We start from the raw sequence: 13,980 nt of genomic DNA, 5'->3' as shown, positions 1-13,980 counted from the left end.
GGCCGTGAGGATCACGGACCTCACGCGTCGCGGCGGCGCAGCACCACCGCGGCGGCGACCATGGCGGCGACGGCGTAGGCCGAGACCACGGCCACGCCCGCCCAGGGGGAGAGGTCGGCATTCATGCCCATGGCCTCGCTGACCGCGATGAACGACGTCGCGGCCGGCAGCGGCAGGTAGGTGACGATGTCCTGGACCCACTCCAGGGTGATGAACTGCAGGATGCCGGGCAGCAGGAGCAGCACGACCAGCGAGACGGTCACTGTGCCTGCGGTGGACCGCAGGAGCGTGCCCAGGCCGAGGGCGAACAGGGCCGCCGTCACGAGGAAGAACACCGTGCCGCCGAAGACCCGCCAGGTCTGCGGGTCGTCCAGCGCGGGCACGAGGTCGTGGTCGTCGAGCATCGGCATGGTCACGAGGAAGGCGAGCGCGAGGCCGACGACGCCCACGACCACGGTGAGCACGGTCAGCGCGATCGCCTTGGCGGCGAGCACGGGCAGGCGGGTCGGGACGGCGGCGAGGGTGGAGCGGATCATCCCGGTGGAGTACTCGCCCGTGATGAGCAGGGCGCCGAGCACCGCGATCGTGACCATGCCGAACTGGTACCCGAGCGAGACGATCTCGGCGCCGTGCATCCCGGCGAGCATCGCCGCGGTCTCGGGGGACTCGGCCATGAGGTCGAGGGAGGAGGCCTGGCCCAGGGCGAGGAGCGTCATGAGCACGACCGTCAGCCCGAGGGTCCACCACGTCGAGCGCAGGGAGAGGAGCTTGATCCACTCGCCGCGCATGACGCCGGCGAAGGTGAGGCGGGCGTGCACGGACTGCTCCGGCAGGCGGTGGGCAGCGCCGGTGGCGCCGGGGGCGGTGGTGAGGGTGCTCATCGGGTCTCGGCCTCCTGCAGCGCGGGGGTGGTCTCGGAGCGGTACTCGACCGCGTCCTGGGTCAGGCTCATGTACGCGTCCTCGAGGCTGGCGCGCTGCGGGCTGAGCTCGTGGAGCACGATGCCGGCCGCGGCCGCGGCCTCGCCGATCTCCTCGGCGGTGACGCCGCGGAGGTCGAGCGCGCCCGGCTCGGTGGACGTCACGGTGGCGCCCCGGGTGCTCAGCAACGACGCCAGGTCCGTGGCCCGCGGCGAGCGCACCCGCACCGCGGTGGCGGTGGCGGCGTCGATGACCTCCTGGACGGGGCCGGCGGTGATGATCTTGCCCTTGCCGATGACCAGGAGCTGGTCGGCGGTCTGCGCCATCTCGCTCATGAGGTGGGAGGAGAGGAACACGGTCCGCCCCTCGCCGGCCAGGTAGCGCACCAGGTTGCGCACCCACTTCACGCCCTCGGGGTCGAGCCCGTTGACGGGCTCGTCGAGGATGAGGGTGCGCGGGTCGCCGAGCATCGCGGAGGCGATGCCGAGGCGCTGGCCCATGCCGAGGGAGAACCCGCCCACGCGCTTCTTCGCGACGCCGGCCAGGCCCGTCATCTCGATGACCTCGTCCACGCGCTTGGGGGAGATGCCGTGGGTGGCGGCCATGGTGCGCAGGTGCGAGCGGGCGCTGCGCCCGGTGTGCACGGCCTTGGCGTCCAGGAGGACCCCCACCTCGCTGAGCGGGGACCGGTGCCGCGCGTACGGCTTGCCGTTGACGGTGACGCTTCCCGACGAGGGCCGGTCCAGGCCCACGATCATGCGCATCGTCGTCGACTTGCCCGCGCCGTTCGGCCCGAGGAAGCCGGTGACGGTGCCGGGCGGGATGGTGAAGCTGATGTGGTCCACGGCCGTCTTGGAGCCGTAGCGCTTGGTGAGGTCGTGAGCCTCGATCATCTGATGACCCTTCTGGTGGAGCCGGTGCGGGGGGCGCCCGGCGTCGTCGTGCCTGTTCCACGCTAGGGGCCGCTGCCATCCTCGCGGATCGGCGGTCAGGGTGATTGCGCCATCCACGTCGCTACACCGGTGTGCTGACCCCCTCATCCCCTGGGATGAGATCGGGACTCATCCCGTCGTGCCGGAACACGGACGGCCCTCGTCCCGTTGAACAGTCAGGAGTTCGTCACGGGCGGGAGCGCGCGCCGCCCGTACGATGAGCAGTGGCCAGCGACATCGGCCCGGGCCCGGCACGCGGGTCCAGGCGCCGCGACCAGGAGGCACACCCGTGAGCAATCCCTTCTTCGAGAAGAGTCCCTACTTCGGCGAGCGCGCCCAGCGCACGCCCAAGGGCTACCCGACCTACCCCGGGTACACGCCGGGCGGCCAGGCCGGGACGACCTACGCCCCGCCGGCGCAGACCCGGCCCGGTTCCTACCAGACGGGCTATCCCCAGGCCGGCTACCCCCAGCCGCCCGTGGACGACCTCGAGCGGGCCTACCGGGGTCCCGCCGCCGCGCCCGCCGACACCGGCCGGATGACTTACGACGACGTGGTCGTCAAGACCTCGATCGTGCTCGGCGTCATCATCGTGGCCGCGGCCTTCAACTGGCTCACGGGCGCGAGCCCGGTGCTCACCTTCGGTGGTGCGCTGGTCGGGTTCGTCCTGGGCCTGGTCAACTCGTTCAAGCGTGAGCCCAGCCGCGGGCTGATCCTCGCCTACGCCGTCGCCGAGGGCCTGTTCCTCGGTGGCATCTCCGCGATCTTCAACGCCCAGTGGGAGGGCATCGTCCTGCAGGCGGTGCTCGGCACGGTCGCGACATTCGTGGCGGCCCTCTTCCTCTTCCGGTCCGGCAAGGTCCGGGTCACGCCGAAGTTCACCAAGATCGTGCTCGTCGCCCTCGTCGGCTACCTGCTGTTCTCGCTGCTCAACGTGATTCTCATGGTCACCGGCGTCGTCACCGACCCGTGGGGCCTCCGCGGCGTGGAGATCATGGGCATCCCGCTGGGCCTGCTGCTCGGCGTCTTCGCCGTCGGCCTCGCCGCTGTCTGCCTGATCATGGACTTCGACGCCATCAAGCGCGGCGTGGACCAGGGCATCCCGGGACGCTTCGCCTGGTCGGCGGCGTTCGGCCTCGCCGTGACGCTCGTGTGGCTCTACATCGAGTTCCTGCGGCTGCTGGCGATCCTGCGCGGCAGCGACTGACCCAGGGCACCACTCGGTGTCACCGGCACAATGCGCAGCGGCCGTCCCCGATCTGAGGGGGCGGCCGCTGCTGCGTCCGCGCACGCCTGACGCACGTCCGGCGCGCGCCCGGCGACTGCTGCGTCCGGCGCGCGCCCGGCGACTGGTCGTGCTCGCGCGGGCCAGGTCGTCGGTTGCGTGCGGAACATGACTTCGTCCGCCCGAGCACTACCAGTGCCGTGATCCGTGGGCGACGGCCCCGATGCGGAGTGGCGCCGCCCTTGGACGACGACGGCGCGGCTCGGCTCTGTGCCGCCCGGAACCGGCCCGGACACGACGGCGCCCGGTCACCGCGAGGGTGACCGGGCGCCGTCGTGAGGGGGGCGAGGGACTACTCGACGCCCACGACGTCGACGACGAAGACCAGCGTGTCGGTGCCCTTGATGCCGGCCTGCGGCATGCCGTTGGGGCCGTAACCGTGCTCCGGCGGGATGGAGAGCAGCACCCGGGAGCCGATCTGCTGCCCGACGAGGCCGTCGTCCCAGCCGCCGATGACGACGCCCATGCCGATGGGGAAGGAGATCGTCGCGCCGCGGTCGTAGGAGTTGTCGAAGACGTGACCGCCCCACGTCTGGCCCAGGTAGTTCACCACGATGGTGCTGCCGGCCTCGACGGTGTCGCCGTCGCCCTGCTCGAGCACCTGGACCTGGAGGCCCTCGGGCGCGGCGTTGGCGGGGAAGGTCAGCTCGGGCTTGTCGCCGAAGCCGCCGGTGGCGGTGGGGAGCTCGCTCATGGGGTCCTCTCGGAAGATCGTGCGGCCCGACGGCGGTCGGGCCCGGTCCAGCGTACGTGCGGCGCCCGACGGGGTCGCGCCCGGTCCGGCCTACGTGCGCGCTCGCGGGCGGGCGTCCGGTCCCTCGTTGCGGGAAGGGCCGGACGCCGGAGGTGCGTCAGTGCGCGGTCGGCGGCGCGACGTCGACCTGGGCGGGGAGCTGGTCCTGGCGCACCAGGCCGACGGGGCACGTCATCCCGTTGGGCCCGTGGTTGCAGTAGCCGCCCGGGTTCTTGTGCAGGTACTGCTGGTGGTAGTCCTCGGCGTAGTAGAACGGTGCCGCGCCGTCGGTGCCGGTGAAGGGGCGCAGCTCGGTGGAGATGGTCCCGTACCCGTTCTCCGTGAGCACCTGCTGGAAAGCCTCCTTGGTCGCCCGGGCCGCCTGCTCCTGGCCCGGCGTCGTCCAGTAGATGCCCGAGCGGTACTGGGTGCCGATGTCGTTGCCCTGCCGGTTCGCGGTGGTCGGGTCGTGGTTCTCCCAGAAGGCCTTGAGCAGCATCTCCGGGGTGGTCTTGGCGGGGTCGTAGACCACCTGGACCGCCTCGGTGTGCCCCGTCATCCCGGTGCAGACCTCCTCGTAGACCGGGTACGGCGTGATGCCGCCGAGGTAGCCCGCCGCCGTGGAGACCACTCCGGGCAGACGCCAGAAGATCCGCTCGGTGCCCCAGAAGCAGCCCATGGCCACGTAGAGGATCTCGGAGCCGGCCGGCCACGGGCCCTGCAGGGGCGTCCCGAGCACCTCGTGCGTCGCCGGCACGGCGAAGACCGGTTCCGGGCGGCCCGGCAGCGCCTCCTCCGCGGTCACCATCTGGGTCTTGCGTCCTAGTCCGAACATGGATCCTCCTGTGTAGTCCCTGCCGCACTGCAACGCCTGGCGGCTCGGCGTTCTTCCCGCCGGAGTGGCTCGGTGCCGCGCCCGGCGGGGTGTGTCCCCGTACGCTGGGGCCGTCAACCGTCTCACGTCGATTGCAGGGGACATGCCCGACCTCACCTCCAGCTGGATGTCCCGCCTGGCCTCGCGCGGCGGGCCCGACGTGGTGGGCACCGACCACGTCCGCCCCGCGGCCGCGCCGCCGCGCCGCCGCACGGCAGTCCCCGGTCGCCGCACACAGGCCTCCGCCAGCGACGCCGTGCCGTGGTCCGTGCGCGCCGCGGCCGCCTGGTCCTGGCGGGTGCTCGTCCTGGCGGCCGCCGCGGCGGTGCTCGTCTACCTGGTCATCACGTTCAAGACCATCGTCGTCTCCGTCCTCGTGGCCATCCTGCTCAGCGTGCTCCTCGACCCGGTCTCCTCCATGCTGCGCCGGCGCCTGCGGCTGCCCCGGACGCTCGCGTCGGCCGTGACGATCCTCGTCACCCTCGCGGTGGTGGTGGGCCTCCTCGTGCTGGCCGGACGGTCCATCGCCAGCGGCTTCGGCGCCCTCGCGCAGCGGGCCAACCAGGGCTTCGGCGAGCTGATCAGCTGGCTCTCGACGGGGCCCCTGCAGATCGACCAGCCGCAGATCGACACTTGGCTGACCGAGCTGCAGGGCCAGATCCAGGCGAACGCCAGCACGATCGTCGGCGGCGTGCTCAGCGCCACGGGCTCGGTGACATCCGTCGTCACGGGCGCCGTCATCGCGCTCTTCTGCCTGTTCTTCTTCCTCAAGGAGGGGCGGACCATCTGGCAGTGGGTGTGCCGCCTGACGCCCGCGAGCGCCCGGGACCGCATCAACGAGGCCGGCATCCGCGGGTGGGTCACCCTCGGCGCCTACGCGCGCACCCAGATCCTCGTGGCCTTCGTCGACGCCGTCGGCATCGGCCTGGGCGCGTTCATCCTCGGTGTCCCGCTCGCGCTGCCGCTGACCGTGCTCGTCTTCCTCGGCTCGTTCATCCCGATCGTCGGTGCCGTCCTGACGGGCTCCATCGCCGTGCTGGTCGCCCTGGTGGACCAGGGCCTGGTCACCGCCCTGATCATGCTGGGCATCGTGCTGCTCGTGCAGCAGCTCGAGTCCAACCTCCTTCAGCCGTGGCTCATGGGCAACGCCGTCTCCCTCCACCCGATCGCCGTGCTGCTCGCAGTCACCGCGGGCACCGGCATCGCGGGGGTGCTCGGTGCGCTGTTCGCGGTCCCGTTCGCCGCCGTCATCAACACGGTGGTGCTCTACCTGCACGGCCACGACAAGTACCCGCGCCTCGCCACCGACCTGAACCGGCCCGGCGGCCCACCCGGGGCCCTCGCCGGGGCGATCGAGGACGCCTACGCGCACGTCGCCGAGGAGGACGACGACGGCGGTGTGCTGGCCGAGTCCGGTGACGACGAGAACCACGCCGGCGCGACGGCGGTCCCGGCGGACGACGAGCCGGACGAGCGCCGATGAAGGAGGTGGCGACCTTCGACCTGGCCACCTTCCAGGACGCCGCCCGGGTGGTCTCCGCCGTCGCCCACCGCACGCCCGTGGAGTCCTCGACGACGCTGGAAGGCGTCGTCGGGTCGCCCGTGTGGCTCAAGGCGGAGAACCTCCAGCGCACCGGCTCCTTCAAGGTGCGCGGCGCCTACCTGCGCATGTCCCGGCTGAGCGAGAGCGAACGGGCCCACGGCGTCGTCGCCGCCTCGGCGGGCAACCATGCCCAGGGCGTGGCGCTCGCCGCCCGGGAGCTGGGCATCACGGCGAGGATCTTCATGCCGCTGGACGCCGCCCTGCCCAAGGTCGCCGCGACGCGCCAGTACGGCGCCGAGGTGGTCCTGGGCGGCGCGAGCCTCAACGAGGCGCTCGAGGCGGCCAGCGCCGAGGCGGCCCGGACGGGCGCGGTGCTCATCCACCCCTACGACCACCCGGACATCGTCGCGGGACAGGGCACCATCGGGCTCGAGATCCTCGAGCAGGTGCCGGGTGCGCGCACCATCGTCGTGCCCACCGGCGGCGGCGGGATCCTCGCCGGGATCGCCGTCGCCGTGCACCAGGTGGACCCCACCATCAACGTCGTGGGCGTGCAGGCCGACGGGGCCGCCGCGTACCCCGAGTCGCTCACGCAGGGCCGGCCCGTGCTCCGCACCGACATGCACACCATGGCGGACGGCATCGCGGTGGGCATGCCCGGAGAGGTGCCGTTCCGGCTGATCGCGGAGCACGTGAGCGAGCTGCGCACGGTGACCGAGGAGGAGATCTCCCGGGCGGTGCTGTACCTGGTCGAGCGGGCGAAGCTCGTCGTCGAGCCCTCGGGCGCGGTGGGTGTGGCGGCCGTCCTGGCCGCCCCGACCACGTTCAACGGTCCGGTCGTGGTGGTCCTCACCGGCGGCAACGTTGACCCGCTGGTGCTCCTGCGGATCATCCGGCACGGGATGGCCGCCGCGGGGCGCTACCTCCAGATGCGGGTGCTCGTCCAGGACGCCCCAGGCAGCCTCGCACGGCTCCTGAACGAGCTCGCCGCGAGCGGCGGGAACGTGGTGAGCGTCGAGCACATGCGCACCGGCGCCGGCCTCGCCGTGGACGAGGTGGAGATCTCCGTCGAGCTTGAGACCAAGGGGCCCGAGCACTGCCAGAGCGTGCTCGAGACGCTGCGGGAGCGGGGCTACACGATCGTGCGGCCGTAGCGGCGGTCAGCCCTAGCGGCGGCCGGTGGGGCCGCCACCGAGTGGCGGCTGGTTGGGCGCCGGTGGGGCGGCATGGCGGTAGCGAGCGAGCGCGCCGAGGTACGACGACGGCGGGCCACCCCAGGGGGTGGCCCGCCGTCGTCGTGCGCGTGTCAGCCCTGGAAGGGCTTGACGTCGCCGACCTTCACCTCGATGCTCGCCCCGTTGGGCGCCACGTAGCTGACGGTGTCGCCGGCCTTCTTGCCGACGAGCGCCGCGCCGAGCGGCGAGCTCTCGGAGTAGACGTCGATCTCCAGCTCGGGCGCACCCTCGCGCGAGCCCAACAGGAACGTCCGCTCCCTGCCGGCGATGGTCGCGGTGACGACCATGCCCGACTCGATGATGCCGTCGTCCGGCGGGGCCTCGCCCACGTGCGCGTGGCGCAGCAGCTCGGTGAGCTGGTTGATGCGCGCCTCCTGCTTGGCCTGCTCCTCGCGGGCGGCGTGGTAGCCCCCGTTCTCCTTGAGGTCCCCCTCTTGCCGGGCGGCGTCGATCTTCTCGGCGATCTCGGTCCGGCCTGGACCGGAGAGGTGCTCGAGCTCCGCCTTCAGACGGTTGTACGCCTCCTGGGTGAGCCAGGTGGTGCTCGTCTGGGTCACGGCTCCTCCTCAACATACGGTTGTGCCCCGGACGCGAGCGAGAGCGGCCGAGGCAGGGGAAGGTCTCTCCGCCCGGGCGCTCGCACCTCGTGCGCCGCTCCGGGGCGGCGTGTAAAGGTAGGAGTATACCAACGCTTCCTCGTGTGACGGGTGAGAACCTGGATGCGCTCAGCCGGCGTCGACAACCTCGCAGGTGCTGACGCTGCCGGTGGTGGCGAGCTCGGTCGTGGTGACGTCCACCTCGTGCGCGGTGACCGCGGCGGGGACCGGGCCGATCACCACCTCACGGAAGCCCACCTGGGTGAAGTTCGTGTTCAGTGCGGTGAGGGTGCAGCGCACCGTCGCGCCCTTGTCGGTGATCAGGTTGAAGCGCACCGTGGTGCGGGTGGGATCCTGCACCGTGAATCCCACGCCCTCGGTGTGCACGGTGGTGCCCGCCAGGCTCGTGGCCTGCCACACGATCCCGGCGATCACGAGCGCGGCGGCGAGGACCGCGGCGACGATCAGCCCGCGTCGGCTGCCCGGTGCGCCGGGCCGGCGGCCGTAGCGGGCGTTCATGATGGCCGGGTCGACGGCGGCAGGGTCGCGGTGACCGGGTGCTGGCGTGGTGGGCACGCTTGTCCTTCCCTCGGGGATCCGTGACGGGACGTCGCGTTCGGTGCACGGATGCGAGACCATTGTCCCCGCACCCGCCCTCCCGCATGTCCGCCCGTCGGCCACGATCCCCCGTCGGGCACCCACCTTCTTGAAGGAGCTGTCCCTTGTCGCACCACGCGCTCCGCCTGATGGCCGTGCACGCCCACCCCGACGACGAGTCCAGCAAGGGTGCGGCGATGATGGCGCGGTACGCGGCGGAGGGCAACACCGTGCGGGTGGTCACCTGCACGGGCGGCGAGCGCGGCGACATCCTCAACCCGCACCTCGCGGGCAGGACGGACATCCTGCGTGACATGCCTTCCTACCGCCGCCGGGAGATGGCCGCGGCCGCGGCAGCGCTGGGGATCGAGCAGGTCTGGCTCGGCTTCGTCGACTCGGGCCTGCCCGAGGGGGACCCGCTGCCGCCCCTGCCCGAGGGTTGCTTCGCGCTCGAGCCGATGGACGTCACGGTCCGGGCGCTGGTGCGTCAGGTCCGCGAGTTCCGCCCCCACGTGATGACCTGCTACGACGAGAACGGGGGCTACCCGCACCCGGACCACATCATGAGCCACAAGGTCGCCGTCGCGGCCTTCGACGCCGCGGCGGACCCGGCCGCCTACCCCGAGGCGGGCGAGCCCTGGGCGGTGCAGAAGCTCTACTACGACACGTCCTTCTCGGTCTCGCGGATCGAGGCGGTCGACACCGCGATGCGCGAGCGCGGCCTCGTCTCCCCGTTCGCGGACTGGCTCACGCATCGCTCGGACCGGCCACGTCGGCGGGCGACGGCGCGGATCGAGTGCGCCGCGTACTTCCCCCAGCGGGACGCGGCGCTGCGAGCCCACGCCACCCAGATCGACCCCGACGGGTTCTTCTTCTCCGTGCCGCGGGACATCGAGGCCGAGGTCTGGCCGTACGAGGAGTTCGAGCTCGTGCGCACCCGGGTCCCCGTGGCGCAGGACGTCGAGGATGACCTCTTCGCCGCCGTCGTGCCCGGCGGGCTCACCGTCGTCGACGCGGTGCCCGCCGACCTCGCGGTCACCCGCTCGGGCGAGGCACGTGTCGCCGGCGCGCCTGGCCATGACCGTGCTGTCGCGGAGGCCGGCGCGCGGACGGCCGAGGCACGCGGAGATGGCAAGGTGGGGTCATGACGCCCGTGCTGGTCCTCCTCGCGGCGACGCCCACGCCGGCGCCGCCCCCCACCCAGATGCAGCCGTGGGAGGTCTCTCCCGGCATCACGGGATTCTTCCTGGGATTTTTCGTGCTCGCGGTCGTCTGCATCCCGCTGTTCCGCTCGATGAACAAGCACATGCGCCGGGTCGACCACAACCAGCGTCTGCTCGAGCGCGCGGAGGAGCTGGAGGCCGAGCGGGCGGGGGAGACGCAGGCGGCGGAGACTCAGACGGGGAAGACGCAGGCGGCCAGCGACGTGCGGCCCGCTCGCACGACGGCGGATGGCGCCGGGCGCGACGGGGCCCACCCCGGGACGGACGAGCGCACGGACTGACCGACGCCGGACCCTCGATGCCGCGCACGCCGTCGCCGACACGTGCGCAGGGGGCCGACCCCCAGGGCTCGTCCTCGCGCACGTGGTGAGGGACACTGGTGAGGTCGTTGCACCGGTGCCTCGCCGCGCCGGTGCAACGACCCGCACCCACGGGCCCACCACCGTGCGCCGGCACGCGCTGACCCGCACGGACGCTGGCCCCGCCAGGACGCGGAGCCCGGACGCTCCGGCCTGGTGGGCCGTGAGGCCGGACGGCTCGGCCCCGCCAGGACGCCGAGCCCGGATGCTCAGGCCTGGTAGGCCGCGATCGAGACCGCGATGTAGTGGCACACGTACCCGACCACCGTCGCGACGTGGAAGATCTCGTGGAAGCCGAACCACCGGGGGCTGGGGTTGGGCCGCTTGGTGCCGTAGACGACGGCGCCGAGCACGTACGCCAGGCCGCCCCCCAGCACCAGCCAGACCACCGCGGGCCCGCCGCCCTGCCAGAACTGGGGCAGGAATCCCAGGGCCACGACGCCCAGGGCCACGTAGCTCGGCACGTACACCCACCGCGGGGCGGAGAGCCACAGGAGCCGCGCCGCGATGCCGACGGCGGCGCCGGCCCACACGATCACAAGGAGCGCCGTAGCGGTGCCGCGGTCGAGCAGCAGCACGGCGAGCGGGGTGTAGGTGCCCGCGATCAGCAGGAAGATGTTGGAGTGGTCCAGCCGGCGCAGCACCGCGAACGCCCGCGGCGACCACGTGCCGCGGTGGTAGACCGCCGAGCACGTGAACAGCACCAGCGCGGCGAGCGCGAAGACCGCCGTGGACCACCGGGCCGCGGGCGTGGGGGAGAGCGCGACGAGCACGCTCCCGGCCACCAGCGACACGGGCGCCATCCCGGTGTGGATCCACCCCCGCAGCCGGGGCTTGACGACGGCGGCGATCGTCTCGACCGCGTCCTGCGGGGATGAAGCGGCGGCCGGGCCGTTCTCGTGCGCCATGACTGGGTCTCCGGAGGGTGGGAAGAGGGTGGCCGGCGCGTGCGGCTCAGCGGGCCGGTGCGCTACCTACGGTAGCGTAGGTACGCTCGTACGGCGGCGCGGTCCCGCTGCGGCGGTAACCTCTGCCATGCGGGGGGCGACCGGCCGGTATGGCGGTGCCCTCCCGTCCGCGGCGGCGCCGCGGCCGAGCTGACGAGGGGAAGTTCGAGGGACAGATGCATTTCCCGGGCCTGCTGTACCAGCTTTACGAGCGCCGCCTCGTCAGGTCCCTCGACCGCGCCAACGTCCCGCGGCACGTCGGAGTCATCCTCGACGGCAACCGCCGCTGGGCGCGGGCGCTCGGCACGCCCGCCTCGCACGGGCACCGGCGGGGCGCCGACAAGATCACCGAGCTGCTGCAGTGGTCCGAGGAGGCGGGGGTCGAGGTCGTGACCCTGTGGATGCTCTCCACCGACAACCTCCAGCGCGACCCCGTCGAGGTGGCGGAGCTCCTCGAGATCATCGCCACGGCGGTGGACAAGCTGGCGGACACCGGGCGGTGGCGCCTGAGGGTGGTCGGCGCGCAGGAGCTGCTGCCCGCCGGCGTGGCCGAGAGGCTCAGCCGCGCCGGGACCCGCACCGACGGCGTCGCCGGCCTCCAGGTCAACGTCGCGATCGGCTACGGCGGCCGCCACGAGATCACCGACGCGGTGCGGTCGCTGCTGCGCGAGCGCGCCGAGGCGGGCCAGTCGATCGAGGACGTCGCCGCGGAGATCGGCGTCGACGACATCACTGCCCACCTCTACACCAAGGGCCAGCCGGACCCGGACCTGGTGATCCGCACGTCGGGCGAGCAGCGGCTGGGGGGCTTCCTCCTGTGGCAGTCCGTCCACAGCGAGTACTACTTCTGCGAGGTCTACTGGCCGGACTTCCGGCGGGTGGACTTCCTCCGCGCCCTGCGCGACTACGCCCAGCGGGAGCGGCGCCTCGGACGCTGAGGCCGAGTGACGCGCGGGTGAACATCGCGCGCCGAACGCGTGACAGGGTGTGTTTCGGGCCCCGGCGGTATCCTGAACCTCCTAGCGTCCGATGTGTCGGACGGCACACCCGCTGTCCTCCGGGAGGTCAGCCCATGCAGCGTCGTGCTGTTGATAGGAGGGGCCGCCGGCCCCTCCTGGGCCGGCCTGCCGCCCACACCACGCCAGGGTCGTGCCTGTGTCCCACGACCCCATGCAGCTGAGTTCGGCGCCCAGGCGCCGGAGGGAGCCCATCGTGAGCGTCAACCGCATCCCCAGCGCCCAGCAGACCCGAGCCTCCGCAGGCCGTCCGACCGACGTGCCGACGACGCCGGGCAGCCCGCCGACCGACCTCGGCGCCGTCGTCGCCGACGAGATCGGCGTGGCCGAACCGACAGGGACGGCCCTGCGCACCTACGTCCTGGACACCTCGGTGCTCCTCTCGGACCCCAAGGCGATCCTGCGCTTCGCCGAGCACGACGTCGTCCTGCCGGTGGTGGTCGTCACCGAGCTCGAGGCCAAGCGGCACCACCCCGAGCTCGGCTACTTCGCCCGCAGCGCGCTGCGGCTGCTCGACGCGCTGCGCATCGAGCACGGCCGGCTGGACTCCCCGGTCCCGGTGGGCGACGAGGGCGGGACGGTGCGCGTCGAGCTCAACCACTCCTCCGACCAGGTGCTGCCCACCGGCCTGCGCCTGGGCGACAACGACACGCGGATCCTGTCGGTCGCCGCGAACCTCGCGGCCGAGGGGCACGACGTCACCGTCGTGTCCAAGGACCTGCCCATGCGGGTCAAGGCGTCCGCCGTCGGGCTGCTCGCCGAGGAGTACCGCGCCCAGCAGGTCGTGGACTCCGGGTACAAGGGCATGACGACGGCGGAGCTCACCGAGGCCGAGATGGCGCAGCTGTGGGGCGACGAGTCCCTCGACATCGCCGCGCTCACCACGCCGGGCACCCTCGCGGAGGAGCCCTGCCACACGGGTGTGGTGCTGCACTCCACGCGCGGCTCGGCGCTGGCGAGCACCACCGCGGACGGCCGCCTGCGCCTGGTGCGGGGCGACCGGGAGGTGTTCGGGGTCCGGGGCCGCAGCGCCGAGCAGCGGGTGGCCATCGAGCACCTGCTCAACCCGGAGATCGGGATCGTCTCCCTCGGCGGGCGCGCCGGCACGGGCAAGTCCGCGCTAGCCCTGTGCGCGGGCCTCGAGGCCGTCATGGAGCGCCGTGAGCACCGCAAGGTCATCGTGTTCCGCCCGCTGTACGCCGTGGGCGGTCAGGAGCTCGGCTACCTGCCGGGCGACCAGGCCGAGAAGATGAACCCCTGGGCCGAGGCCGTCTTCGACACCCTCGGTGCGGTCGTGGCGCAGGAGGTGCTGGAGGAGGTCATGGCGCGGGGCCTGCTGGAGGTGCTGCCCCTCACGCACATCCGCGGGCGCTCCCTGCACGACGCCTTCGTGATCGTCGACGAGGCGCAGTCCCTCGAGCGCAACGTGCTCCTGACGGTGCTCTCGCGGATCGGGCAGAACTCCCGGGTGATCCTCACCCACGACGTCGCCCAGCGCGACAACCTCCGGGTGGGCCGCTACGACGGCGTCGCCGCCGTCGTCGAGGCGCTCAAGGGCAAGGAGCTCTTCGCCCACGTGACCCTGACCCGCTCGGAGCGCTCCGCCGTCTCGGCCCTGGTCACCGAGCTCCTCGAGGGGATCGACATCTAGGGACCGCGCCCCCGGGCACGCGCCCTGGCCTCAGCGCACGCTCCCCGCCCCACGGCGCCGCGGACGACG

At 72.6% G+C, this 13,980-nt stretch carries 14 protein-coding genes; 7 read left to right on the top strand and 7 right to left on the bottom strand.

Annotation, left to right across the window (positions count from 1 at the left end):
- Positions 1 to 20: 20 nt before the first annotated feature.
- Together EJK16_RS12510 and EJK16_RS12505 are read right to left on the bottom strand one after the other, a co-directional pair.
- Entirely contained in the window at positions 21 to 881 is an 861-nt protein-coding gene (locus EJK16_RS12510; protein WP_127129771.1) for an ABC transporter permease subunit, read from the bottom strand.
- Positions 878 to 1,813, bottom strand: a complete 936-nt coding sequence (locus tag EJK16_RS12505; protein WP_127129769.1) for an ABC transporter ATP-binding protein — start codon at positions 1,811 to 1,813, stop codon at positions 878 to 880. Before EJK16_RS12505 ends, EJK16_RS12510 begins: the two co-directional genes overlap by 4 nt.
- A 328-nt stretch (positions 1,814 to 2,141) precedes the next feature.
- Between EJK16_RS12505 and EJK16_RS12500 the strand changes: the two genes are divergently transcribed.
- On the top strand, positions 2,142 to 3,059 hold the full coding sequence (locus EJK16_RS12500) for a Bax inhibitor-1/YccA family protein (RefSeq protein ID WP_127129767.1): 918 nt from the start codon (positions 2,142 to 2,144) through the stop codon (positions 3,057 to 3,059).
- 370 nt (positions 3,060 to 3,429) lie between these two features.
- Here the strand turns inward: EJK16_RS12500 and EJK16_RS12495 are convergent, their stop codons facing one another.
- A complete protein-coding gene (locus tag EJK16_RS12495; RefSeq protein WP_127129765.1) occupies positions 3,430 to 3,831 on the bottom strand; it encodes an FKBP-type peptidyl-prolyl cis-trans isomerase in 402 nt (133 codons plus the stop codon).
- Positions 3,832 to 3,988: 157 nt separating this feature from the next.
- Complete coding sequence (msrA, locus tag EJK16_RS12490) at positions 3,989 to 4,705, bottom strand: peptide-methionine (S)-S-oxide reductase MsrA (RefSeq protein ID WP_127129763.1); 717 nt, start codon at positions 4,703 to 4,705, stop codon at positions 3,989 to 3,991.
- Positions 4,706 to 4,847: 142 nt separating this feature from the next.
- Here msrA and EJK16_RS12485 point away from each other — a divergent pair, with 142 nt between their 5' ends.
- Together EJK16_RS12485 and ilvA are read left to right on the top strand one after the other, a co-directional pair.
- Entirely contained in the window at positions 4,848 to 6,227 is a 1,380-nt protein-coding gene (locus tag EJK16_RS12485) for an AI-2E family transporter (protein ID WP_240646004.1), read from the top strand.
- Entirely contained in the window at positions 6,224 to 7,441 is a 1,218-nt protein-coding gene (ilvA, locus tag EJK16_RS12480) for a threonine ammonia-lyase (protein WP_127129761.1), read from the top strand. Before EJK16_RS12485 ends, ilvA begins: the two co-directional genes overlap by 4 nt.
- A gap of 152 nt (positions 7,442 to 7,593) precedes the next feature.
- Here ilvA and greA read toward each other — a convergent pair whose 3' ends face one another.
- The gene (gene greA, locus EJK16_RS12475) at positions 7,594 to 8,079 is read right to left on the bottom strand and encodes a transcription elongation factor GreA (protein WP_127129759.1); all 486 of its coding nucleotides are present in this window, start codon (positions 8,077 to 8,079) and stop codon (positions 7,594 to 7,596) included.
- Positions 8,080 to 8,247: 168 nt separating this feature from the next.
- Positions 8,248 to 8,694 carry a DUF4307 domain-containing protein gene (locus EJK16_RS12470; protein WP_164737335.1) on the bottom strand — a complete coding sequence of 149 codons (447 nt, stop codon included), beginning with the start codon at positions 8,692 to 8,694 and terminating at the stop codon, positions 8,248 to 8,250.
- A gap of 146 nt (positions 8,695 to 8,840) precedes the next feature.
- On the opposite strand from EJK16_RS12470, the gene mca reads away from it, so the two are divergent.
- Positions 8,841 to 9,863, top strand: a complete 1,023-nt coding sequence (mca, locus tag EJK16_RS12465) for a mycothiol conjugate amidase Mca (protein ID WP_370276031.1) — start codon at positions 8,841 to 8,843, stop codon at positions 9,861 to 9,863.
- A complete protein-coding gene (locus EJK16_RS12460) occupies positions 9,860 to 10,219 on the top strand; it encodes a hypothetical protein (protein WP_127129755.1) in 360 nt (119 codons plus the stop codon). Before mca ends, EJK16_RS12460 begins: the two co-directional genes overlap by 4 nt.
- A 287-nt stretch (positions 10,220 to 10,506) precedes the next feature.
- On the opposite strand, the gene EJK16_RS12455 is transcribed toward EJK16_RS12460, so the two are convergent.
- Positions 10,507 to 11,205, bottom strand: a complete 699-nt coding sequence (locus EJK16_RS12455) for a hemolysin III family protein (RefSeq protein WP_127129753.1) — start codon at positions 11,203 to 11,205, stop codon at positions 10,507 to 10,509.
- A 215-nt stretch (positions 11,206 to 11,420) separates the two neighbouring features.
- On the opposite strand from EJK16_RS12455, the gene EJK16_RS12450 reads away from it, so the two are divergent.
- Both EJK16_RS12450 and EJK16_RS12445 read left to right on the top strand, forming a co-directional pair.
- Complete coding sequence (locus tag EJK16_RS12450; protein WP_127129751.1) at positions 11,421 to 12,182, top strand: isoprenyl transferase; 762 nt, start codon at positions 11,421 to 11,423, stop codon at positions 12,180 to 12,182.
- A gap of 400 nt (positions 12,183 to 12,582) precedes the next feature.
- Positions 12,583 to 13,911 (top strand): PhoH family protein, encoded by a 1,329-nt coding sequence (locus tag EJK16_RS12445; protein WP_240646021.1) that lies wholly within the window; start codon positions 12,583 to 12,585, stop codon positions 13,909 to 13,911.
- Positions 13,912 to 13,980 lie beyond the last annotated feature (69 nt).

The organism is Georgenia sp. SYP-B2076 (genome assembly GCF_003991205.1).
GTDB lineage: Bacteria > Actinomycetota > Actinomycetes > Actinomycetales > Actinomycetaceae > Georgenia.
The sequence above is the reverse complement of the archived record's forward strand: the minus strand, read 5'-3'. Positions and strand labels throughout refer to the sequence as shown.

Coding starts and splice junctions, on each gene's coding strand:
- EJK16_RS12460 (WP_127129755.1), top strand. CDS start 9,860: ATGACGCCCGTGCTGGTCCTCCTCGCGGCGACGCCCACGCCGGCGCCG.
- EJK16_RS12455 (WP_127129753.1), bottom strand. CDS start 11,205: ATGGCGCACGAGAACGGCCCGGCCGCCGCTTCATCCCCGCAGGACGCG.
- EJK16_RS12505 (WP_127129769.1), bottom strand. CDS start 1,813: ATGATCGAGGCTCACGACCTCACCAAGCGCTACGGCTCCAAGACGGCC.
- EJK16_RS12510 (WP_127129771.1), bottom strand. CDS start 881: ATGAGCACCCTCACCACCGCCCCCGGCGCCACCGGCGCTGCCCACCGC.
- ilvA (WP_127129761.1), top strand. CDS start 6,224: ATGAAGGAGGTGGCGACCTTCGACCTGGCCACCTTCCAGGACGCCGCC.
- EJK16_RS12450 (WP_127129751.1), top strand. CDS start 11,421: ATGCATTTCCCGGGCCTGCTGTACCAGCTTTACGAGCGCCGCCTCGTC.
- EJK16_RS12495 (WP_127129765.1), bottom strand. CDS start 3,831: ATGAGCGAGCTCCCCACCGCCACCGGCGGCTTCGGCGACAAGCCCGAG.
- EJK16_RS12485 (WP_240646004.1), top strand. CDS start 4,848: ATGCCCGACCTCACCTCCAGCTGGATGTCCCGCCTGGCCTCGCGCGGC.
- msrA (WP_127129763.1), bottom strand. CDS start 4,705: ATGTTCGGACTAGGACGCAAGACCCAGATGGTGACCGCGGAGGAGGCG.